11 protein-coding genes are annotated in these 24,220 nt (G+C 73.2%); 10 read left to right on the plus strand and 1 reads right to left on the minus strand.

Annotation, left to right across the window (positions count from 1 at the left end):
• Positions 1–6 precede the first annotated feature (6 nt).
• The 10 genes from eccB to I2501_RS31410 all read left to right on the plus strand — a co-directional run bounded on the left by eccB (position 7) and on the right by I2501_RS31410 (position 23,847).
• Positions 7–1,356 carry a type VII secretion protein EccB gene (gene eccB, locus I2501_RS31365; RefSeq protein ID WP_196197706.1) on the plus strand — a complete coding sequence of 450 codons (1,350 nt, stop codon included), beginning with the start codon at positions 7–9 and terminating at the stop codon, positions 1,354–1,356.
• Positions 1,356–4,625, plus strand: a complete 3,270-nt coding sequence (locus I2501_RS31370) for a hypothetical protein (RefSeq protein ID WP_196197707.1) — start codon at positions 1,356–1,358, stop codon at positions 4,623–4,625. The genes eccB and I2501_RS31370 overlap by 1 nt, the downstream gene beginning before the upstream one ends.
• Positions 4,622–7,957 carry a right-handed parallel beta-helix repeat-containing protein gene (locus tag I2501_RS31375; RefSeq protein WP_196197708.1) on the plus strand — a complete coding sequence of 1,112 codons (3,336 nt, stop codon included), beginning with the start codon at positions 4,622–4,624 and terminating at the stop codon, positions 7,955–7,957. Before I2501_RS31370 ends, I2501_RS31375 begins: the two co-directional genes overlap by 4 nt.
• A 77-nt stretch (positions 7,958–8,034) precedes the next feature.
• Positions 8,035–8,376: a WXG100 family type VII secretion target gene (locus tag I2501_RS31380; protein ID WP_196197709.1), complete on the plus strand. Its 342-nt coding sequence runs from the start codon at positions 8,035–8,037 to the stop codon at positions 8,374–8,376.
• A 73-nt stretch (positions 8,377–8,449) separates the two neighbouring features.
• A complete protein-coding gene (locus tag I2501_RS31385) occupies positions 8,450–8,737 on the plus strand; it encodes a WXG100 family type VII secretion target (protein WP_042442803.1) in 288 nt (95 codons plus the stop codon).
• A gap of 3 nt (positions 8,738–8,740) precedes the next feature.
• Complete coding sequence (locus tag I2501_RS31390; RefSeq protein WP_196197710.1) at positions 8,741–9,310, plus strand: hypothetical protein; 570 nt, start codon at positions 8,741–8,743, stop codon at positions 9,308–9,310.
• A 112-nt stretch (positions 9,311–9,422) separates the two neighbouring features.
• Positions 9,423–12,653 carry a hypothetical protein gene (locus tag I2501_RS31395; RefSeq protein WP_196197711.1) on the plus strand — a complete coding sequence of 1,077 codons (3,231 nt, stop codon included), beginning with the start codon at positions 9,423–9,425 and terminating at the stop codon, positions 12,651–12,653.
• Positions 12,654–12,665: 12 nt separating this feature from the next.
• On the plus strand, positions 12,666–13,100 hold the full coding sequence (locus I2501_RS31400; RefSeq protein ID WP_196197712.1) for a YbaB/EbfC family nucleoid-associated protein: 435 nt from the start codon (positions 12,666–12,668) through the stop codon (positions 13,098–13,100).
• Positions 13,093–13,470, plus strand: a complete 378-nt coding sequence (locus I2501_RS31405) for a hypothetical protein (protein ID WP_196197713.1) — start codon at positions 13,093–13,095, stop codon at positions 13,468–13,470. Before I2501_RS31400 ends, I2501_RS31405 begins: the two co-directional genes overlap by 8 nt.
• A gap of 15 nt (positions 13,471–13,485) precedes the next feature.
• A complete protein-coding gene (locus I2501_RS31410; protein ID WP_196197714.1) occupies positions 13,486–23,847 on the plus strand; it encodes a WXG100-like domain-containing protein in 10,362 nt (3,453 codons plus the stop codon).
• Here the strand turns inward: I2501_RS31410 and I2501_RS31415 are convergent.
• Positions 23,844–24,203 carry a hypothetical protein gene (locus I2501_RS31415; RefSeq protein WP_196197715.1) on the minus strand — a complete coding sequence of 120 codons (360 nt, stop codon included), beginning with the start codon at positions 24,201–24,203 and terminating at the stop codon, positions 23,844–23,846. The two genes, I2501_RS31410 and I2501_RS31415, sit on opposite strands and share 4 nt — an antisense overlap.
• Between the last annotated feature and the right edge of the window lie 17 nt (positions 24,204–24,220).

Raw genomic sequence — 24,220 nt, forward strand, 5'->3', positions numbered from 1 at the left:
GAGACCGTGCAGACACGACGCGACCACTTGCAGGCCTATCAGTTCGCCATGGGCCGCCTGGCCACCGCGCTGGTGAGCGGAGACCCGGGCCGCGGCGAGAGCCCGACCAAGCGCGCCGCCCTCGGCAGTGTCCTGGGCGCGGGCATCGTCGTCCTGCTGTGCGCCGGGTTCGGCGTCTACGGGCTCATCTCCCCGGCCCCTACCGACGATTGGCGCACGCCGGGCTCCATCGTGCTGGACCAGAGCACCGGCAGCCGTTACCTCTATCTCGACGGGGTGCTGCGTCCGGTGCGCAACTACGCCTCGGCGCTGCTGATCGCGGGCAAGGGCGCAACCATGCGGTCCGTGTCCGCCAAGTCGCTCGCGAACACTCCGGACGGCGCTCCGATCGGCATCCCGGACGCACCGGACGCGCTGCCTGACGCGTCGGCGCTGCTGAACGGGCCGTGGACCCGGTGCCTCCGGCCCGACCTCCCGGCGGGCGAGTCGGTGGACTTCACCCCGGCGGGCCGCACCAGCGTCGTCCCCGCCGACCAGCAGGTGCTGCTCACCGGGCCGGACGGCAAGCTCCACCTGCTGTGGCAGGGCGTCAGCTACCTGGTGCCTTCGACCGCCACCCTGATCGCCCTGCGGCTGGACACCGACCAGGCCGTCCCCGCTCCGGACAGCTGGCTGCGCACGCTCCCGGCGGGCGCGCCCCTCGTCGCGCCGGCGCTGGCCGGGAGCGGGCGACCGGCCGGATCCGTGGGTGGCCAGGCCGTCAAAATCGGTCAGCTGTTCACCACCACGGACGGTGACAGCCGTACCTACGTCATGACCGCGGGAGGTCTGGCCCCCGTCAGCGCCACCACGGCCGCGCTGCTGGCCGCCGAGCCCGGCGCCGCGCCGGTGCGGCAGGTCAGCTCGACGGTGATGGCAGCCGCGCCGGTCGCCGCGCCGGGCAACTCGCCGGGGACGGACCTGCCCGATGTCCTGGGTGCCCGGCAGCTGGCGGTCGGCAGCCGCTCGGCGGTGTGCGAGCTGCAGCACATCGCCGCCAACGGTCGCACCGTGGCGGGCACGTTGGTGCTCGAACACGGCGGGAGCGGAACCGGAGGCCCCGCCGTCGACGTCCCGGTGGGCGGTGGTGTGTTCGCCGTCGCGCAGGAGGACGTCGTGGCCCAGGTGTCCAACCCCCAGGAGTACCTGATCACCGATCAGGGCACGGCCTATCCGATCGACAGCACCGCCGCGGCGCTGCTCGGTCTGGGGAGCACCAGCCCCGTCGAGCTGCCGCAGAGCCTGCTCGACGTGCTGCCGCGCGGGCCGGTGCTGAGCCAGAGCGCCGCCGAGGCGACGGTCGGCGGTGGCTCCTGATGGCGTCCGTGCTGCGGGCCGGACGCTCGACCGGCACGGCGCTGCAGGCCCGGGTGGCCGGGCACGCCCTGCTGATCCACCCCAAGGGCGAACCGGACCCGCAGGCCGTGGCGTTCGCCACCGGGCTCGCCCAGGACGACCAGCACCTGCTGGTGGTGGTGGACCTGCCCTTCGGCGCCCTGGACGAGGCCTGGCCTGCGGTGGCGCGGCTGCTGGCCCCCCGTCGGGGCAGTCTGCGGCTGATCTTCGGCCGGGCCACGCCCCAGGAGTCGCGCCGGGCCGGACAGGCCATCGCGGACCAGCTGGACCGGCTGGTGCTCGCCCCCGACGGCGAGCTGCTGCCCACCGCGGGCGGCGGCCTGTTCATCCCCGCCGACCACGGCGCGGGATGGCTGCGGTTTCGGCCCGGCCGTGAGCCGGATCGCGACTCGCAGCGTTTCCCCAAGCCGATGTGGGAGTTCTCCACCCTGGACCGGCCGTGGCAGACCAGCCCGTTCGGGGTGGCCGAGTCGGTGCCCAGCGGGGTGTGGGTGCGCAGCGCCCGGCCGCACGGGCTGCTCGCCGCCTGGCGTCGCCTGGTGGACCTGCTCCCCAGCGACCGCTCAGTACTGACGATCATCCTGGGCTGCCCTGGCGGCCCCGCCGTGCCGCTCGCCGACGTCGTCGGCGTGTGGGGCTCCGTGCTGCCCTCGGTGCGCACGCGGGTGAAGTTCGTCCACTTCGGTCCCGTGGCGGTCCCGGACGGCGGTGCGCTCGGGCAGGCCCTGGCCGACGCGTTCGAACAGCCCGTCACGCTCTGGACCGAACTGCCCCTGGGCGCGGGCCCCCTCGACGCCGAACTGCCCAACTGGGAACCCTTCGTGCAGGGCTTGGAGTACACGCCCGGCAGCGCCGGGCCGCCCGTCCTGCTCGGCCTGCGGTCGCCGCTGCCAGGGGTGCGTCAGATCGGCCCCACGTTCTACGAGTACACCGCGACCGATGTGCTGGAGGTGGTGCAGGCGGGCCTGTGGATGCGGCCCGCGATCGAGCCCGCCAACAGCGAGGAGGTGCGCAGGATCCCGGCCGCCCCCGGCTACTCGGCCCTGCTGTACGACCGCAGCGCGCCCGACGGGGGCGAGCGGATGAAGTCCCTCGCGGAGGACATGCTCTGGCGGCTGGAGCCGGCCGCGCGGTCGCTGTTCCGGATCGCCCCGGCCGACGACGCGGCGCTGGCCGCGCCGCCCGGGCACCAGGACGCCTGGTCCGTGCCGGAGCACTCCACCGAGCCCTTCCTCACCGCTCCGGGCACGACCCGGCCCCGCCCCGCGCATGTCGCCCTCTGGGCGGCTGAGTTGGAGGCGTCCGTGTCCGCCGCCGAGGCGGCCGAGCAGGGCACCCGCGGACATGCCCCCTCCACCTCCGCCTCCGGTCAGCAGGGCCGGGCCCTCGGCAACCTCGCCCCTGACGAGAGCACCTCGTCGCCGACGTCGGGAGCCACGGCCGTCCCGGCTGCGCCGCCGCTCGCCACGCTTCCCCCCGTCGCCGCACCGGCCCTCCCCCAGCCCCAGACCCAGACGTCCGGCCCGGCGAACGCGCTGACGCCCGCGGCGCCTGCGTCACCCGCACCCGTTCAGACCGGCTCGCCCGCGCTGACGGCCACGGCCTCGGCGGGGCCGGGCCCGGTGACGGCGACTCAGCCGCTCACGGGTCCCGGCGCGGACGTAGAGCCGCACGGACTGATCCCCGCGCCGATCGCCGCTCCGATCCCCGCTCCGGCGGGGAACGCCGCTCCCGGCCCTTCCGGGGCCGAGCCCGTCGCGGCCCAACCGGCAGGTGCTCGCCCGGATGTGGCCCCGCCGCCACCGGCCGCCGGGCCGAGCCCGCACGGGCCGGTCACCGGTCACCCCGCTCTCCGCACCGACCCCGCACCGGCCGCCCCCTGGGCGACTCCCGAGCCCGACGCCGGGCCGTCAGCAACCGAGGCGACGAACCCGGACGGTGAGCCGCGCCGGAACGAACCGGCGGCCGGACCCGGCGGTTCCGGCTCAGCCGGGCCTGTCCCGGCCGCCACGCACGCGCCAGGGGAGCCCGACGCGTTCGACGGGGCGACAGTTCGCGGGGTGCGGCCCGCTTCCCTCCCGACCATCGCGCCGGTCGTCGGACCCATCGGGGCTCTCGACCCGCAAGCCGGGCCGCAAGCGGGCGCTGACGTGTCGTCGGCCGCGCCGTCGGCGCCGACGCCCCCGGCCGAGGCCACCCCCGAGGCCGCCGCCAGGCCCGCGCTGCCCGCCATCGCCGGGATCCGGCTGGAGTCCGGTGCGCCCGGAGGGCAGGCGGAGGGGCCGCACGGCACGCCGCAGCGCGCCGAGGAGCCTGGCCGGCCCGCCGAGGCCGCACCCGAGGCCGCACCTGCGGCCGCGTCGGCGTCCGTGCTCACGGCGGAGGGCGTCAGGGTGCAGCCCGTGCCCAAGGAGAGTGCCCTCGCCCTGCCGCCGCAGCAGGGCATCGAGCAGGAGCGGGACTGGGTGCGCCGCACCTTCAGCGCGCAGTACCACGCGATCGCCGGGAGCGTCTCCCGCGTGATGTCGGAGTCGCCGGGTCTGCGCGACGGGTCGCGGACGGCCGCGGAGGCGCTGACCGACCTGGTCGCCGTACGGCTCTACCTCTCCGGCGACGGCGCCGAGGTGGACCACCCCGTGCGCGGCGCCACCGTCGGGCCGCACGTGCCGCTGGCCCGCTGCATCGCGTCCGGTCTGCGGCGGCTGCCGTCGTACCGGGGCGCGGCCCTGGTCCGGGCCCGGCTCACCCCCGCCGAGCTGGAGTGGTACCACGAGGGCCGCCAGGTCACCGAGTGGGCGTTCTGGACGGCGTGGACCGAGTGGCGTCCGGCCCCGGAGCGGACCGCGGACCTGCTGGTCTGGTCGCTGACGGGCCGTCGCACCAGCCTGCTGGACCCGGCCGCTCCGGACCGGGTCGTCTTCCTGCCGGGGACCGCCTTCAAGGTGCTGCGCAGCGACGACAGCGGCCCGCGCCCGCTGCTGCTGCTCCGCGAACTGACCGCAGCGGAGGCGGCCGCGGAGGCAGCCACGCCGACGGAGGCGGAGGGGGCCGACGCGCCACTCGACGGCCTCGCGCTCGGTGTCCTGGAGCGCGCGGCCGAAGCCCTGAAGTCCGCCGGTGGCGGCGACAGCAGTGACCCTTCCGGACCCGTCCTCGGCACGGCCCCCGGCCTGCTCGGACGTGCCGGGCCCAGCCGAGCCAGCGCCGCACGCAGGGGAGCGACCACGTGAACCGACCTGTCCTGCTCGTCTCCCGCTCCCAGGCGGGCGCCTACCGGACCATCGGCGAGGCCCTGCGTGACGCGACCGACGGCGCGCTGATCACGGTCTCCGCCGGGCGGTACGACGAGGCGCTGACGATCACTCGCCCGGTCTCCCTCGCTGCCGAGAACGCGGGAGCCGAGGGTGCCGAGGTCCGCATCCACGCCGAGAAGGGCAGCGCCCTGGTGCTGGACGCCGAGGCGGTCCAGCTGTCGGGTCTGGTGCTCTCCGGCGCCGACTCGGAGGCGCCGGTGCTGGACGTCCGGCGCGGTCAGGCCGCACTGGACGGCTGCCGGATCGAGGGTTCCGCCTGGGCTGCCGTACTGGCCTGGCACAACGGCACGGTGGCACTGCGCTCCTGCTCGCTGACGAACAGCCAGGGCGCGGGCGTCGTGGTCACCTCACCCGGCGCGAGCCTGATCGAGCGGTCCCGGATCACCGACGTCGCCTCCTCGGCCGTCGTGGTCGCGGACCGGGGCAGGCTCACCGTGCGCGACTGCACCGTGGAGCGGGTGCAGGGCAACGGCGTCTGCGTCAACGGCCAGGGCTCGGTGACCGTGGAGGCGACGCAGGTCCAGAGCTGCCGCAAGCCCGCGCTCGCGGTCGAGCAGGAGGGCGTCGCCCGGCTGGACCATGTGGTCGTCGGCGGCAGCGCCGCCGTGGACGCCTACCTCACCAGCAGCGGCGAGACGGTGCTCACCGAGTGCCGCTTCGAGCGCTCGCGCGGCCAGGCCCTGCATATCGCCGGTCCGTCCACGGCGCTGCTGCGCGGCTGCACGGTGACCGCGGCCGCCACCGTCGCCGTCCAGGTGACCGGCGGGGCTCGGCCACGCCTGGAGGGCTGCGTCCTCGCCGACTCCCCCGTCGGTCTGCTGGTGGACACGAGCAGCGCGGCGGAGTGTACGGACCTGACGGTCCGCGGCGCGCGGACGGCGGCCGTGCGCGCCGTGGGCGAGGCCGTGCTGACCGTGCAGGGTGGCGAGATCACCGGCGCGGGCAGTGGCGGCGGCATCGAACTGGACGAGCGCGCCGAGGCACGCCTCACGGAGGTGCGCCTGCACGCCCCGGGTGGCACAGGGCCCTCGGCCGGAACCGCGGTCGGGGTCGGGGCCGGGACCGGGATAGGTCTGGCCGGGGGCGCCCGGGCGCAGCTGACCGGCGCCCAGATCCGCGGCTGGACGACGGTGGTCGGCGCGGACTCCCAGCTCACCGCGCACGACAGCGAGTTCGCCGACTCCGACGCGGACGGCGTCCGGGTCGCCGAGGGTGGGACGCTCGCTGCGGTCGGCTGCCGGGTGACCGGCGCGCACGGCCACGGCGTGCACGTCCAGGCAGGGGCGCGGGCCGAGCTGACCAACTGCGCCCTGGTCGGCAACTCCGGCGACGGCATGCGCTCCAGCTCGGACGAGCCGGTGCAGATGCATCACTGCGAGGTGCACGACAACGGCGGCAGCGGGGTGCGCGAGTTCTCCTCGTCCGGTCGGCAGGGCGGAGAGCGCCCCGCGTCGCCGTCGGCGCAGCAGAAGCCGTCCGCTCAGCGCACGGAACAACACCCGGGCGCACACCACCTGGGCACCGGGCCGCTGGCGGATCTGGAGGCCCTGGTGGGCCTGGAGAGCGTCAAGCGCGAGGTCACCGGGCTCATCAACGTGAACAAGATGGCCCAGCGGCGCCAGGAGATGGGCCTGCCGATGCCGCCGATGAGCCGCCACCTGGTCTTCGCCGGACCGCCCGGCACCGGCAAGACCACGGTCGCCCGCCTCTACGGCGCGGTCCTGGCCGAGCTCGGCATCCTGAGCCAGGGCCACATCGTCGAGGTGGCCCGCGCCGACCTGGTCGCCCAGATCATCGGCGGCACGGCGATCAAGACCACCGAGGTCTTCAACAGGGCGCTCGGCGGCGTCCTCTTCATCGACGAGGCGTACACCCTGACCAACCAGTCCAAGGGCAGCGGCCCGGACTTCGGCCAGGAAGCCGTCGAGACGCTGATGAAGCTGATGGAGGACCACCGCGACGAGATCGTGGTGATCGTCGCCGGATACTCGGCGCAGATGGACCAGTTCCTGGCCTCCAACCCCGGCATGGCGTCGCGCTTCGCCCGCTCGGTGGAGTTCCCCAACTACAGCCCCGACGAGTTGGTGACCATTGTCGAGGGGCTGTGCGCCAAGCACTACTACGAGCTCACCGACGACGCGCTGCAGGCGCTGGTCCGCTACTTCGAGGACGTGCCGAAGGGCGCGACCTTCGGCAACGGCCGTGTCGCCAGGCAGATCTTCGAGGAGATGATCAGCCGTCAGGCGTCGCGCCTGGCGACGGAGGCGTCCTCGGACGACGCCGCACTGTCGGTGCTCGTCGGCGCCGACGTGCTCACCGTCCCGGCCGCGGACCAGTCCGCTCCGATGCCGCAGACGCCACAGCAGGCACCGCAGCAACCGCAGCAGCAGCCGCAGCAGCCGCAGTCGTCCCAGCAGGGCGGACCGGCCGCGCCGCAGGCCACGCCTGCGGCCGAGTTCGACTCGCCGGGGCTGCGTCGGCTCGACTCCGTGGTGGGCCTGGACGCGGCCCGCGCCGCGTTGCGCACCCGCCTGCGGCAACTGGTGACGCTGCATCAGTCAGGCAGTCTGGTGGAAGGCCTGGCGCACGTGGTGCTGCAGGGCCGACCCGGCAGCGGGCGACAGGCACTGGCGTCCCTCTACGCCCGCTGCCTGGCGGAGTTCGGGCTGCTGAGCTCCGGGACGGTGCAGCGGCTGCCGCTCTCGCACGTCCCGGTGCGCTGGGCGGAGCAGCCGGTGTTCCGGCTCGCCGCCGCGCTGCGGGAGTCCGAAGGCGGCCTGCTGCTCCTGGAGTTGGACGCGGAGTTCACCCAGCGCCCGGAGCAGCAGCGCGAGCCGGTCCTCACCGCGCTGGCGAAGCTCGCCCCCAAGCCGCACGGGGCGGTGCTGGCGCTCAGCGGCAGCGAGCCCCACCTGATGCAGGCGCTGGCCGGACACCCCGAGACGGCTGAAGCGTTCGCCGAGTACGTCGAGTTGGCGCCGTACACGGCGGAGGAGCTCACCGCACTGCTGGAGCGCCGACTTCGGCTGTTCGGCTTCCGCCTGGGCGAGGAGGCGACGGCGGCCGCGACGGCGCTGTTCACCTCCCGACCGCCGGAGCACTGCGCCTTCGAGGTCAACCGCCTCGCCGAGCGCCTGTCCGCGACCGCCCGCACCCGCACGCTGACGCCCGACGACCTTCCCCGACTTGACCCTGAGCGCACAGCCGTGGCCGAAGCGCAACCGTCCGCGTCCTTGGTGCACTCATGACACACGAGCCTTCCACTTCCTGATCGACGTCCCAACTCCCGTCTCCCGGGCAAGAAACCGCGACGAAAGGAACCGCAGTGAGCAAGCTGACCGCTGTCGAACTCCAGGGAATGACCACCGCCCAGGGCACCTTCCAGACCGCCCTGGACGACGCCACGCGCTCCTACTCACAGGTCGAGGGCCAGATCGAGGCCCTGCAGGCCAGCTGGACCGGCGAGGCCGCCACCATCTTCAACCAGGCCATGACGCAGTGGCTGGAGGACTTCCGCTCGGTCAACAACGCCCTGAGCACCATGCTGGAGAAGCTGGCGCAGAACACCAACGTCTACGCCAACACCCACGCCGACACCGAGCAGGTGGCACAGCAGGTGGCGCAGACCATCGGCGCGGGCAACTACGGCGGGCTGCCGGGCCTGTAGGCCCGACTGACGACCACTCACGTGCGCCGGTCCCCGGGACCGTTGTGCCGACCACTCGAAGGAGAGCCCCAGCATGACCACGTACACCGTGCAGATGGAGCAGGTCGACTACATCGTCGGCGAGATGAACTCCATCACCCAGCAGCTGAACCAGACGCTCGCCGACCTCGACAGCCAGTCGAAGATCAACCTGGCCGAGTGGACCAGCGACGCGCAGGCCACCTACACGCAGGTCAAGGCGCAGTGGGACACCGCCGCCGCCGACATGACCAGCAAGGTCGCCGCCGCGATCCAGATGCTGGGCCAGATCAACGAGTACTACGCCAACGGTGAGCGCCAAGGCGTTCAGCTCTGGGCGTGACGCATGCCCGGCGCCCCGATCAACAACCCGCGGTCTCACCCGAAGCCGCCGCCGTACCAGCCGAAGCAGTACGGCAACGGCACCTCCGTGCCCAACGGGCACGGCTCCTACTCGAACCCGCAGCCGTTCACGCCGCCGCCGGTCCCCTCGGGGGGCGACGGCGGCAAGGGAACGACGGTGGACACGCCGTCCCTGGACCTCTTCGCGGACAACATCGACCAGTTGGTCGACCCGGTCCGCAAGGCCCAGACGGCGCTGGAGGGGGTCTCGGTGGAACCCGGGGACTTCTACCACGCCAACAAGATGCGGATCGACGTCACCGGACCCAACGCCGACGCCGGTCTGAAGGAGCAGTTCGTCAAGGTGCTCGGTGACCTCAGCCAGGGGCTGAGCGACCTGAGCGCCGGAGTGCGGCAGCTCAGCGCGAAGTACAAGACCATCGAGGACGCCAACTCGGCGAGCGCGACCGACCTGCAGAACGCGTTCCAGTCGACGGACGGCGACTTCACCTCGCTGATCACGGACGCCGGGGGCACCCCCGGTGCTCCGCCCAGCGGAGGCAACAGCAGTTGAGCTCCCGCCCGTGCCCTCGCCGCTGACCGCGGCGGCGAGGGCACGGGCGGCGGGTGACGGCGCGGGGTGACAGCGCGGCGCGGGCGCGCGGCGTTTCGAATCGGATGAGCGGGTGGGGACGATGGGGTCGGGCGACTACAACAGCGGCGGGTTCACCCAGGGCGGCGACGGCACGGTCTTCGGCGACCCCAGTTCGGACCCGGGCTCCGTCCAGGACTACGACAACTGGGACTGGAAGCAGATCGAGGCCGCCATCAACGGGATGTCGGCCGGGGTGGACAGCTCCGCCAACTCCTCGCACGCGAAGTCCGTCTCCGATCCGCAGTCGTTGCAGGACGCCGCGGACATCTTCTTCCAGGTGCAGCAGGTGCTGAGCGGCGTCGCCCAGGCGTTCACCGACCAGGCCAAGGCGCTGGCCGGGGACAACGGCCCGTGGAAGGGTGACGCCGCCGACTCGTTCCTCACCATGATGGAGACCTTCTCCAAGCAGGTCACCTCGACGGCGGCCGCCCTGTCCGGTGGCACCTCCGGCGTGGACTCCGTCCCCCAGCAACTGGCCAACAACGCCGTCAACCTGGTCAACGCGCAGAACCTGATCTCCGAGATCGACACCTACTACGCCAACGAGGCCATCAAGAGCGGCGTCACGCCCATGTCCAACGGCCTCATCCCGATCAGCCAGCGCCCGCAGCTGGTCGAGTGGATGAACGAGGACATGCGCGCCGTGCTCAAGAGCCTGGCGGGCGAGTACCAGGTCACCATCGACTCGGTCCGCTCCCCGGGGCCGATCAACTCGCCGCTGGGCAACACTCCTCCCCCGACCACGGGCAACGGGCCCGACCAGCCCGCCTTCACCGACACCATGCCCGCCCCGGTCAACCCCGACCTCAGCGGTCTGCGCACCGCCGACACGGCGGCGCCGCTCACCCCGATGGACCTCAGCGCCAACCCACTAGGCCCCGGCGCGAACCCACTGGGCCCCGGTGCGAACCTCAAGTCCCTCGACCCGTCCGGCCTCAACCCGTCCGGCCTCGGCAGCGGGCTCGGCAGCGGTCTCGACCCGTCCGGACTCGGCACCGGTCTGGGCACCGGTCCCGGGATCAGCGCCCTCAATCCGAGCGCACTCGACCGCGCGCTCAACCCGAGCGCGTACAGCGGGGGCCTGGGCACCGGCGGTACCGGCGGCCTCGGCAACGGCCTCGACCCGCTCGGGCTGAGCGCCGCGTCCCTGCTGCCCCGGGCCGGAAATCTCGGTACGGGCGGCGCGGGGAGCCTCCCGGCCGAGAAGTCGGCGTTCAAGAGCTCGGCGTTCCCCGGCGAGACGGGGGTCGGTGGCGTCGGCAGCCTGGGCGCCGCCAAGCCGGGCAAGCTCTCCACCGGCGACGGCATCGGGACCGGGGGGCTCGGGGCCGACGAACGGTTCCCGGGCAGCACCTCGTTGGAGTCCGGTCTGCCCGGCAGCGGCACCGGAACGGCCGAGCCCGGTGTGGGCGCTGCGGGCGGCCTCGGCGAGGGCATGCCCTACATGCCCGGCATGGGCGGCGGCGCAGGCCAGGCCGCGGGCCACAACGGCGAACGCAGCGACGCCTCGGGCCTGTTGGACGCGAGCGGCAAGCCCTGGGCGGGCGCCACGAACGTCGGCGGGGACATCGGCGGTCACCTCGGCACCGCTGCGGGCGGCGAGGGTCTCTCCCTCCCCACGGAGCACGCGCCCGGACTCGGCGCGGACACGCTCCCCGGCGCGACGGCCCTCTCCGGCCAGGGCGCAGGGACCGGAACTGACGCCACGCCAGGCGAGGGCATGCCCTACATGCCTGGCATGGGCGGCGGCGCAGGTCAGGCCGCGAGCGGTCACAACGGCGAACGCAGCGACGCCTCGGGCCTGCTCGCCTCCAGCGCCGAACCCTGGGCCGGCGAGACCGGCCTCGGCAGCGAGGTCGGCGGCCATCTCGGCACCGCCGCAGGCGGCGAGGGCCTCGGCCTGCCGACCGAGCGGGCCGTCACGACGGGCGAGCCGGGCGCGGCTGCGGAGGAGGTGGCCTCGGGCGAGACGGCTGCGGAGGGCGAGGGGATGCCCTTCCTGCCGGGCATGGGCGGCGCGGCGGGCGCGGCGGCAGGCGAGCGGAACGGCGAGCGCAGCGACGCCTCCGGCCTGCTCGACCCGAGCGCCGACCCGTGGAGCGGCGACCCCGCCGCGACCGAGCCGGAGGTCCAGGCAACGGCCGCGGGCGGCGAGGGCCTCGCCCTCGCTGTCGGCGCAGCCGCAGCGGCCGTGGCCGTCGCGAGTGCCGTCGCCGCCGAGACGTCAGCCGAGCCGCCCGCGACGGCGGGGCAGACCCCGACCCCGCAGCTACAGCCGCAGGAACGCGGTGCCGCGGTATCGGCCTCGGGCGAGGCCACAGCGGCGGCCGGTGCCACCGAGTGGTCGGCCGCCACGGCAGCCGCAGAACTGGTCGCGGTGGTGGGCGAAGCGGTCGCGAGTTCCGTGACAGCGGGCCCCGGCAGCCGACAGGCCCCGGCCACTCAGGCCGCTCAGGCTGCTCAGGCCGCTCAGGCGGGCGAGCAGACCACCACCCACGGCGCGAACCCCGCCTCACCCGCCGTGGGCGAGGCGGCCGTGCTGCCCGCGATCCATGCCGTGGATCAGCCGATCGCAGGGGCACCGCAGACCGCGGGCCAAGCGCCCACACCGGCCACGCCTCCCGGCCTTCACCCCGCCGGCACGAGCGCCACACCGCCCACCTCCCCGGCCGGGGGCCGGCCCGCCGCCGAACCCGGAAGCCACCACCCGGCGGCGGGCGTGCCCTCGCGTGAAGAGGCATGGGCGGCGGACGCGGGTGAGGGTGAGGAGGCCGACTTCGCCGAGGTCGAGTTGGCCGAGCCCGCCGCGTCGCCCGGCCCGGTGCCGACCGTCCTCCGTGGCGGGAACGCCACCGGGTGGGACACCGCCGGGGCGGCGTTCGTGCCGCTTCTGGGGTCCGTGCCCGTCCAGGAGGATCGGGACGTGCGCGCCACCGGATACAGCGCGGAGGCGGAGGGTGCGTGGGGCACCTCGTCCCCGGCGGCCAGCTCGGCCCAACCCGCCGAGGAGGAACCGCGGTTCGCCACCTGGCGGCCCAACCGGAGCATCGTGACGACCAGTACGGAGGCGAGCCCGGTGGTCTACCGCAGCAGCGCCGAACCCGCTTGCGCCGTCGGCGACTTCGAAGAGGAGCCCGCGCCCGAGGCGGACGCCGAGGAGCCGGCCGAGGAGAAGTCCGGCCGGGGCGCCGCCGACCTGCTGGTCCAGGCGAGCGACACCTGGGGCGTCGCCGCTGACGACGACTTCGACGCGATCATCTGACGAGGAGCCACCATGACCACCCCGTACGACCAGGGCATCGAGGACATGCTGACCCTGTATCAGAAGCAGCGCGCCGAAGCCTCGGAGACCCGGCGCAGGATCAACGAGGTCACCGGGACCGGCAGCGCTCCCCGGCAAGCCGTCAAGGTGACGGTGACGGCCCAGGGCGAGCTCACGGCCGTGGAGTTCCCCACCGGCGCCTACCACCGGATGGCGCCCAAGGAGCTCGCGGAGGCGCTGATGGCGGCCTTCGCCGAGGCGCGCGCGGACGCCATGACGAAGGTCGCCGAGTTGACCGACCTGTCGCTCCCGCCGGGCGTCCGCGTCGCCGATCTCGTCGAGGGCAAGGTCGACCCCGGCACGCTGCTCCCTGACACCCCCGGCATGCCCGACTCCGTGAGCGACTACCTCGCCAACGGCCGACCCACCGGAGGACTCCGTGGGTAACGAATCGTTCGAGGTCAACACCGAGGGCCTGCAGAACCAACTGCCGTACCTGCGGGAGCTGGCGGCGCGGTTCAAGGGCATCGGGACCGAGCTGGAGGCGAAGCTCGGCTCGCTCGGGCAGCCGTGGGGCGACGACGAGACCGGCCAGCAGTTCCTGGAGTCGTACGAGAACCCGCACCAGCAGATCCTGGACGGCATCAGTCAGACCGGCGAGGTCCTGGACAGCACCGGCGACGGCATCGACACGATGGCGAAGAACTACCGGATCCTGGAAGAGGAGAACATCGCCGCCGCCCGGACGCTGGACACCGGCAGTGGCAACGGCAGCTCCGACCACACCCCCACGCACCCCACGACCGAGAAGCCCTAGGAAGCCCCAGCAGCCATGAGCATCGAACTCCCGTCCTGGCTCTCCTGGGTGGCCTCGCTGGCCGTCGGACAGCACTGGCCCAAGGGCGACGAGGACGGCCTGCGGGCGCTCGGCGAGGCCTGGGACGAGGCAGCACAGAAGCTGGTCGACATCGGCGAGGAGATCGGCCCGGCGACACAGGGCGTCCTCTCGAACGTCGGCGGCTCGGTGGCCACCGAGTTCGGTTCGTTCGTGCAGCAGTTGCAGACCAACCTGCCCGACATGGCCACGGCCGCCGGGCAGATGGGCACGCTCGGCAAGGAGACCGGGGTCCAGGTCGAGTACGCGAAGTACATGATCCTGGCCCAACTGGCTTGGCTCGCCGTGGAGATCGTCGACCTGTCGTGGTGGGCCCCGGAGGCGATCCCGGCCGCGATCACGGCCGCGCGCGTCGCGGTGCTGATGATCCTGCGGCGGCTGCTCACCTCGATCGCCAGCGGCATCGGCTTCATGGTCGGCATGGACGCGCTGATCCAGGCCATCCAGCTGCTCAAGGGCGACCGGACGCACTGGGACTGGCAGAGCACCCTCTCCGCGGTGGAGAGCGGTGCCATCTCCGGCGCGATCGGCGGGATCATCGGGGAGGGTGCGGGCCACTTCGCGCCCAAGTTCGCCTCGAACATCATCGGCAAGGGCGTCATCGGCGGCGTCACCGGCGTGGCCAGCGCCGCCGCGCTCAGCGGTATCTTCGGCGGCAGCAACGACTACGGGGAGATCTTCGGCGGCGGCGCGATCGGCGCCATGCTGGGCGGCGGCGGCCACAAGGGCGGCGGGGAGCCGCACGTGCCGGAGGAGCACACCCCGGAGATCCATGTCCCCACCGCGATCGACCTGCACCTGCCGAGCGACGACACGGCCGTCGCGCCGCCCGAGGAGCCCATCGCCCGTCCGTCGACGGTGACGACCGACTCGGGAGCCGGATCGGGTTCGGGATCGGGCTCCCCGGAGGAGTCCGAGGTGCCGCACGAGACCGGGGCGGGCGCGGACACACACAGCAACACGAGCATCCCGAACGCCGTCACGACCACCGTGGGGACGGCCGGCCATGTCGAGGTGAGTCCCCCTCAGACGTCCCCGCACGTCGTCGAGTCCCCCGCTGTCGACAACGCGCCTGCCGTGCACGAGTCCGGCGGCGGCCTGCCGGGCTTCGAGACCACCCTCAGCACCCCCGCACCGCCCGAGGGCGTGACGCCTGCGGCCGCCACCGTCGGACAGCCCGCTCCCGAAACGCGGACCACGACGACGCCCACCACGACGTCCGTGCCCGCCCCCGTCGAGGTGTCCCCGCGCGCCCCGCAGCCGGTCGTCACCCCGCCGACCGAGGCGCCCACGCCGCACACCGCCGCGCCGCCGGTCGCGACGACCACCGACGCGCCGCACACGGAGCAGGTGCCGCCCGTCACCTCCACCTCGGACCTGCACGTCGGACAGGCTCCCCCGCCCGCCGCCGAGGTGTCCGCGCCCCCGCACGAGGCCGCCCCGACGACGCCCACCCCGACGGAGCCGGTGGCCACCGCTCCCAGCAACCCGGCCCCGGCCGAGCCGGTGAATCGCCCCACCGAGGTCAGCACCCCGAGCGACCCCATCGCGCGGCCCACCGAGGTCAGCGCCCCGAGCGACCCCATCGTGCGGCCTGCCTCCGCGCCTCCGGCCATCAGCACCGAGCGGGCGACTCCGCCACCCGCCACCGAGGCCGGCAGCAACGGCGGCGGCAGCACCCCTGTCCCGCACGCCGCCACCTCCGAACCGCACACCACCGAACTGCCCACTACTACCGAGCCGTCCAGCACCCCCGCCAGCGAGCACCCCGACGTCGTCGCCGCCGAGCAGCACACCGTGCCGGTCCCGCAGGAGCTCCCGGCCCCGGTACCCCCACCGGCCGAACGGCCGACGGCGGCCTCCCAGGACTCCCATGGAGAGACGCCCCCGCCCGCCGAGCCGCCGACTGCCCCGCCGCCACGCACCCCGCCGCCGCGGATGAAGCTGGACCGCACCCCGCGCTTCGTCGTCCGCTCCGGATTCGACCAGCGCGACTTCTCCCACGACGGCACGCACTACACCGACCTGACGGTCCGCGTCGCCTTCGAGGGCGGCGATCCGGCCGACTACGCGGACACCTTCGCGCGGGCCCAGCAGGGCGTCGAGCAGTACTTCAACCGGCCCGGCTACCGCCTGCCGAACGGCAGCCAACTCCACGTCACGGTGGAGCCGGCCGCCCCGCACGAGCAGCCGCATCTCACCGTCAACGTGGTCGGCCAGGACCACGGGATGGATCAGCGCAACTGGCCGCCGCACGCGTCCCCCATCTCCTACGCCCACGAGATCGGGCACCAGATCGGCCTGCGTGACGAGTACCGCGACGCCTCGAACCCGAACCGCGCGCACGTCCCCGGCAGCCTGCTCGGCGACTACCACAGCCCCTCCGAGCACGGCCTGCCGCTGGGCGGTCTCGGCGACCGCCATCTCCAGCTGCTCAACGCCCTCACCGGAGGCGGCACTCACGCTCCCGCGCACTCCGGCGAAACGACCGGCGGGCACGTTCCCGGCCACGTTCCCGGCAGTGACGAGGTCACGCCGCGCATGCCGGACCCCACCGCATCCGCCTCGCTCCACGACCACGTTCCGCAGGACCAGTGGTGGAAGCTCTACATCGACCCCAAGAACCACGAGACCGCGCTCGAACGCTTCCCTGACGACCCCGGCTCCTTCTACGACAACGACCGGTCACCGGGCTACCAGCAGGGCATGGTCTCCGCCTACCAGCAGTTCCTCGGCGACCCGAAGGCCGCGCACACGCCCCTCACCGCGGACTCCTACCAGACCATCCACGACCTTGCCGTCAGCAACCTGGGCAGGAAGATCGACTGGTCCGGCGGTCGGCCGACGCACTTCCCGCTGCGCGGCATGGCGCTCTCCGCCGACATGTTCCACGAGACCGTGGACGGCCGGCCGCTGGTCTACGACCTCACCACGCACGACTGGTCGAAGAAGCTGACCGGCCCGAAACCGGTCACGATCCTGACCAACGTCATGTTCAAGAACCACGCCCTGTCCACCAACTACGGCCGGGGCGAGGCCCCCGGCCTGGTCGACAGCGTCTTCCAGCACCACTACGACACGGTCGGCCAACCCGGCATCGACAGCCACGGGAAGCTCGGCTCGATCGCGAGCACGATCCGGGCGCTGCACGTGATCCACCCGTTCGAGGACGGCAACCTGCGGACCAACGTGCAGATCGTGCTGCCCAAGCTGCTGCTGGAGCAGGGCTTCCGGCCGATCGTCCCGGACGACATGTACACCATCTTCCAGGGCGGCCACTCGGTCGACCAGATGGTGGAGTCCCTGGTCAGGAACGGCGCGACGGACGGCCTTCCGCACGCCACGCCCACACCCGCCACCAGGCCCGACGCGGTGGCCCCCAAGGCGCCGGTGCTGCCGCCGGACCTGGTCACGGCGGACGACGCGAGCAAGCTCTACGGGATGCCGAAGGGCAACTACACCAAGTTCCAGCAGATCGCGCAGCAGAAGAACCTGGTCATCGACGTCCGGCCGACCAACCCCGAGTCCGTGAAGTGGCTCGAACAAGGCATGCTGCCCAAGCCCATGGACATCAAGGCCAAGACCATCAACGCCCTGGACACCCACCTCGGCGCCAACCCGGACCACCAGGGACTCGTCGGCTACTTCAAGCCCACTCTGCCCACCGAGCGCCCGCCGGGGATGGACGACACCTCCTGGAACCAGCTCAACCAGCGCTACCACCAGCGCACCAACGAGTTCGAGCAACTCGCCCCGAAGATGCAGAAACTCGCCGACCAGAACAAGTTCCACGTCCAGGACGGACTGGTCAAGGGTTACAACGCCGAGGGCAACCTCACCGCCATCACCGGCGACCACGACATCTTCGACATCAGCACCCCTGGCGGGCACCCGCTCACTCCCAACACCTACCAGCACACCGTCGACGACATGATCGCCAACAACATGGCGGTCGCCCACGGCGCCCACATGTACTGGCCGGAACCACGCTCGCCGTTCAGCCAGGGCATCTACGAGAAGATCGTCACCTCCCACGCCGAACCGGACGGCGAACCGCTTGTCCGCTTCCAGCCCGGGGACGTGAACGGCACCCAACTCGCCTGGTCCCGGCCCCCCGCCGCAACCGGCGACGTCGCCCCCAAGGCGCCGACGAACCAGCCGACGAACCAGCCGTCGCCCGAGGTTGCGCCAGAGGCGGCACCTGAGGGGGCGCACGAGGTTGCGGGCCCGAACACGCCGCAGCAGCTGCCGCAGCCGAGTTGGCAAGAAGTCCGGAACCAGACCCCGCCGGTGCTGCGCCAGCACGCCTGGGTGGACCCGGTCTCCGACCCGAACCGCACCGAAACGCCCCAGCCCGAGCCGCAGCCCGAGCCGGAGTCGCAGCCGCAACCGACCGCGCACGGCGAGCAGCAGCCCCACCCCCAGCCTGCCCAGACTCACCTGACGGAGCCTCAACCCGTCGAAACCCACCCGGCGGAGGCTCAAACCGTCGAGCCCACCCACCCCGTCGAGATCCCGCCTGCCGAGACTCACCCGGCGCCCGTCGAGCCCCCTCCCCCCGTGGAGTCGCGCCCCGCGACCCCCGAGCACCCCGCGCCGCCTGAGACTCCGGCCGCGCCGGAGGCCCCCGCCCCGCCGGAGGACCCCACGCCTCCCGTCGCCGCTCCGCGCTACCAGCGGTCCCTCGCCGGGTTGAAGATCACCGCCGATCCCGGCCCGGGGGCGGTCCGCGACCGGATCGGGGACATCCTCGGCGGCCACCGCGACGAGCAGCAGGTGCAGCAGCGCCTCAACGTCCAGCTCGACCCGGCCAACTTCCGTACGCAGCACGCGCAGATGGTCGACGGCGGCTGGCACTTCCCGGTCACCGTCGACGGCAAGCCGTACGAGGTGCAGATCGAGGCCACACCCACCCCCTGGCAGGGCACGCCCGGCACGGCCAAGGACGGGGGCGCGGACATCGAGGCGTCTTCCGCCGACTCCTACGCGCCCGAGCCGCGCAAGGTCGACACCACCTCGACCGAGACCGGACTCGACCTCGGTCCCTCCGGCAGCATCCCGGTCAACCCGCATCTCAACGCGCTGGTCACCGGCTCGGTGAGCGTCGGCGGTGTCAGCCACGCCGCGAACACCACCGTCAAGTCCGCCACCGAGGCCCCGAACAAGGTCACGCTCACGGGCGCGACCGACAACCACAGCTCCACCTTCACCTACCACGTCCGGGTGGTGGACGACCACGGGACTCCCCTCCCCCACCCCGGCGACGCGCCGCCGATCACGGGCGAGGTCAAGGCCGACATCCCGCGCGCCAACCCCGCTGCCACTCCCAACCCTGCTGCCGCTCCGCGCACCTGGAACGGCTGGGATCCGACCCCAGGCGCCCACCCGAGCGGCCGACCGCTCACCGTCACCGGCCTGGGCGGCATCCGGGACGCGGTCTTCCAGCACCTGCCGGAGGAGCAGCGCCCCGACGGACTCGCGCACCGGCCGATCCTCGACTTCCTGGACTCCAAGAACGTCGTCAACGGCTTCGAGCACGCGTCGAGTTGGGGGCTGGACTCACCGCCGATGACCTTCTCCGACGGCCGCACTGGCTACCTCCGGCTCACCCTGCATCCGCAGGACTCCTCGGTCGTCGACACGGTGGAGCACAAGACCAGCCTCGGGGCGAAGTCCACCACGGAGCACTCAGGGAGCAGGGGCAACAACAGCTCCCGGGCACTGGGCGCGAGCGGCGGCGCGAGCGGCGAGGTCTGGGCGTCGGACCAGGACCACGAGACCAAGTGGCTGACCGGCACGGCCGGTTACAACTACTCCGCCACGACGGCCCACCAGTCCAAGCTGAGCAGCAGCCTGACCACGCAGAGCAGCCACGAGCGAGCCGGGACGTCGGACCTGGTGGCCACGCGTGTGCACTTCCAGGTCGAGGTGATCAAGAACCACCTCGCGCCGGGCACGGACGGCCTGCGCGCCACCCGCAGCGAGACCGTCGGCCTGCGCGACCCGCTGCCGCAGCCCGAACCTCACCCCGAACACGTCGCCATCACCATGGAGCACCCGATCGCCGGGGAGGCCCTGCGCCTGGTCCCGACCCCGCCGACGGCCCACCCCGCCGCGCACACGCCTACCGACCCTGCCGCCCACACACTCGCCGACCCGGCAGCGAACCCGGCCCACGGTCCCGCTCACGGTCCCGCCCACGGCCAGGCGCTCGACCAGGCTCCCGACCCGGCGGCCGTCCCCGCGCCGGACCCGGCGCACGAGCAGGCTCCGCCGCCCCCCTCCGCCACGGACCTGCGCACGCCGCAGACGGCCCAGCGGACCTCGTTCCTGGACGTGCCCGGCTCCGCCGAGTTGGAGCAGCACATCCTGACCCAGGCGCACCAGCAGGCCCCGGGGCTGCTCCCGCCGCCCCACGACGCCGCCGCTCCCGTCGGCGGCGGATCCCACCGCGTCACGCCGCAGGCCGTTGCGAACCTGCGGACCCTGCACCAGCAGCTCTCCCCCTCCGCCCTGCGCGGCGGCGGGGGCAAACTGCTCGACGGCACGTACAAGATCAGCCTGGACACCTCCCACCTGCCCGGCTTCCCAAGCCGCAGCTACGAGGTCACGCTCCAGGCGCATCTGGACCAGACCGGGGCGACGCACCTCGGCTCCGCCACCTCGACGTCCAAGAGCAGCCTCGGTCTCAAGACCGGCGCGGACAAGCAGATCGGACACGGCGGCAAGCACACCGTCTCCGTCGCCGGGAACCTGCGCAGCTCGATGAATCCGCCGGACACCGGCCGGGCCTTCCTCAACGCGAGCGCCGACGGCTCCTACTCCCGCACGCACCAGCTCGCCACCGGCGCCGAGTCCGAGGTCAAGCGCGAGTTCACCCTGGAATCCCCGGCCGACTCCTTCAGCTACCCCGTCCGCTACGACGTGCGGATCGGCCCCGAGGGCGGCACCGCCCAGACCAGCCGCCTCCCGGTCCCCGACGGGCGTCCGCTCGTCGCCGAGGTGCGCCCGCCCGCGACCCCGGAAACCCCGCCGCCCGCGCATCTGCCGATCACCGAACTGCCGCCCGCGCACCTGGTGACCGACGTCGGCGACCCGGACACCTTCCGGCAGCAGGCCCAGGCCGCACTCGGCAGCGCCTTCGAGGCCAAGGGGGACAGCCGCCCGCCGGATCTGGCCAAGGCGCTCGACTCGCTGACCGGGCCGGACCAACTGCGCGGCCAGGTCTCGTCCTCGCACAACTCCTGGTCCAACAGCGGGGTCGAGCACGTCGGTTCGGGCCGCAACCGGGACGCCGTGGGGCTCTCGACCCGGACCGTGCTCTCGAACCTCACCTACCGCGAGACGTTGCCGGGCGAGGGCAAGCTGAGCGTGGAGACCAAGTCCGGCTCCGCCACCACGGTCACCGACAAGTGGAGCGGCGGCGTCAAGGGCGGCCTCGGACCGGACTTCGTCCGCTACCCGGAGAACCCGCAGGGCCTGCACGAGTCCACGTACCAGGTGCGCGGCGGCTTCAAGGGAAAGGCCTCGGTCGGCCGCGACGGCAACGACTCCGTGAAGTCGCAGGTCACCACCTCCCACAAGACCACGACCCCCAAGGGCACCTGGCACGTCTACGAGGCCGACGCCCGCGTCACCACGACCGGCCGGGTGGTGGACGCGGCGGGCCGGACCCATCACGGGCAACCGCAGCAGAGCGATCACCGGGTGCTCGTGCTGCTCTCCGACGAGGACGTGCAGCGCCTGGTCACCCAGGGCCCGACGCCTCCCCCGCAGCGGCATGCCACGCTGCTCGACGCCGGGCTGCCGACCGGCGCGACCGTGCACTTCCAGCACACCGACGGCATCCTCCACGAGATCGACGCCCAGCTGCGCGGCCCGCAGCCCGAGGGCGAAGTGCCGGTCCGGGCACTGCCGTTCGCCAACACCTTCTCCCCGGACAACCTCTCGGCCCACTACGCCGACCTGGTCGGCAAGGGCATCCACGACTACCACGTGGAGGAGACCCGCGCCGGACGGACCGTCACCGAGGTGCTGGTGCAGGGCGTTCCGCGCGAGGCGCACTGGCAGGACGACGGGCAGCGCTCGGAGTCCGACACCACCCGCACGGTCACCTCCTCTCGGACCGCCAAGGGCAACTCCGGTGCGAGCTGGTCGGCCGGGGCGGACGTCAACGCCAGCGCCTCGCTGCGCACGCCGCGCGCGGTGGACCACCTCAGCAACGCCAACTACGGTCCCAGCGCGGGCGGTGAGGCAGGCCGCACCAGCGGCGCCGAGTCCGGCGTCACCGCCAAGACCGAGCAGAAGACCGGCAAGTACGGGCCCGGCCTCGGCTTCAGCAACGGCATGGACTTCCGGGTCGTGGTCACCCAACGCACCGAGTACGGGCGCTTCGTCAACCTGCCCAAGGGCCCGGGGACCGTCCCGCACCCGGGCCGGGTGACGGCCTGGGTGCCGGAGTCGATGACGCGCCCCGTCGACGCCGCTCCCCTCGACAGGCTCCACCCCGACCCGACACCGCCCGTGGCGGAGCCCGGTCCGGGCCTGCCGGGCGGCATTCCGCTCGGCCCGGTCGCCCCGACGGGCGCCGAGCACTGGCAGCAGCAACTCGACTCCGGCCACGACGTGGTGGGCTTCGACCACGCGGGCACGCTGCTCGACAACGCCGGTGCGACCCTCAACGCCACCCGCCCCTGGAGCGACAGCCTGCTCGGCAAGGCGGGCGAGACCACCAGCTCGGTGCTCGGCACGGGCGCGAGCTGGATCGGCGGCGCGGTGAGCACCGGCGCGCACGCGGTGCTGCCGAAGTCGCTGACCGACCTGGGTCACCGCGTCGTCAACTCCTTCGTCTCCGACCCGCGCCTGAACGGGGACACCCTGGGCGGCGACGTCCAGGACGAGCAGTTGCACCCACTGCCCCAACGGCTCGGGGTGCGGCAGGTCTTCTCCGCGCAGTCGCTGCCGAGCGTGCTCCAGCAGGCGAAGGCGGGCGGCGGCCACTACGAGACAGTCACTCTCGGCGCGGACGGCACCACCAAGCTGCAGGTCTCGGTCACCCCGACCGGTCCGGCGACCGAGGTGGGCGCCCGGCCGAACGGCGAGGACGAGATCACGGTGACCACGGAGGACGCCTCCGGCACCAGCGCCACCAGCACCCACTCGTTCAGTGCCGGACTGGCGAACTTCTCGCTGACCACCAACAAGCCGGTGGTCACCCTCCCGTTCAACGGGCCCAAGCTGACCGGGGAGGGCGCCTCCGACCGCAGCGCCCCGGTCACCCGCGCGCCCGGCCAGCCGTCCGTCCCGCAGCCGCCGGCCGCCCTGCCGCACGGCCTCACCCCTGGCGACGACCCGGGCAAGGCCGAACTCAAGGGCCCGCAGGCACTGATGCGTCAGCCGGTCCGCGTCTCGGTGCAGAAGACCGACGCCAACGGCCCGTACGGGGCCCCCGTCCCGACCGACGGCCACCTCTACTACTGGGCCGCCAAGCCCACCGACACCGCCGTCGACCTCACCCCGCCCGCCGAACACGCGGCCGACACCCCCACGCCCACGCCCACGGCCCTCCCCCGCCCGGAGTCGCCGGACCACACCCCGGCCCCACCGCCACCACTGGCCGACCCCCGGACGTCAGCGCCGGTGCCCACAGAGCCCCGCCCGACCGCGCCGACCGACCCGCAGCCGACGCCGACGCCGGCCCGGACGGAACCGACGCTGACGGAACCGGCACCGACGCCGCGGACACCGCAGCCAGCACCGACCGAGCCGACACAGACGCCGCAGACGCCGCAGTCGGCACCGACGGAGCCGGCACAGCAGCCGGCTCGGCAGCCGGAGGTCCGTTCCGGCGACGACGAACCCGTCGTCATCCGCTTCTCCTCGGGCGACGGCCGCGAACTCCCGCCGGACCAGCTGACCGCTCTCCACGACACCGCGGCCCAACTGGCCAACCTCACCGCACAGCGGTCCCAGCACGGAGAGCCCCCGCCCTCGGTCACCGTGACCGCCTCCGCCGCCGTCCACCACAACGGCGTGCCCCACTACGGCCGCTCCCTCTCCCTGGCCACGCAGCGTGCCCGAGCGATCGCTGACGCGCTGAACAGCGCGCTGGCCGAGCGGGGAACCACACTCGACATCACGCTCGACCCTCAGGTCAGCCGCGATCCTGAGAACCTGACCGACCACCCCTACGCGCTCGTCGTCAGCCCCAGGCCCCCGCGTCCACCCGAGGTCGCGCCCCCGCCTCCGCCGTCCCACCAGCCGTCCCACCAGCCGCCGCAGGTGGCACCGTCCCACTAACCACCGCGCGTGCCGCCAGCGCCGCGAACTGGCGAAAATACTCTCGCCGGAAAGGCTGCTTCTCCCGATTTTGTCGATCCCGTCATGCCGTCATGCGCCCTGTACTGCAGCAGGAATGTTCGAGTGGCCGGGTTCCGCTCGACCAGGTGCCGGATCGGCAAATCCCCCACGTCAGAATTCCGTAAGCCGATACGGACATTGACGGTCTGCCGCACGGAATACGGTTCCATAATGAACAGTCGACTCCTTTCCCTGGGCGTGGTTTCCGCAACCGCGCTCCTGGCGATTACCGCGTGTTCGTCGTCGGCCGGGCAGACCTCCTCGCCATCAGCCCCTGCCGTGGTGTACTCGCGCACGACCGCCACTCCGACGG

Source organism: Streptacidiphilus fuscans, assembly GCF_015690355.1.
GTDB classification, from domain to species: domain Bacteria; phylum Actinomycetota; class Actinomycetes; order Streptomycetales; family Streptomycetaceae; genus Streptacidiphilus; species Streptacidiphilus fuscans.

Coding starts and splice junctions, on each gene's coding strand:
- I2501_RS31400 (WP_196197712.1), top strand. CDS start 12,666: ATGACCACCCCGTACGACCAGGGCATCGAGGACATGCTGACCCTGTAT.
- I2501_RS31385 (WP_042442803.1), top strand. CDS start 8,450: ATGACCACGTACACCGTGCAGATGGAGCAGGTCGACTACATCGTCGGC.
- I2501_RS31390 (WP_196197710.1), top strand. CDS start 8,741: ATGCCCGGCGCCCCGATCAACAACCCGCGGTCTCACCCGAAGCCGCCG.
- I2501_RS31370 (WP_196197707.1), top strand. CDS start 1,356: ATGGCGTCCGTGCTGCGGGCCGGACGCTCGACCGGCACGGCGCTGCAG.
- I2501_RS31410 (WP_196197714.1), top strand. CDS start 13,486: ATGAGCATCGAACTCCCGTCCTGGCTCTCCTGGGTGGCCTCGCTGGCC.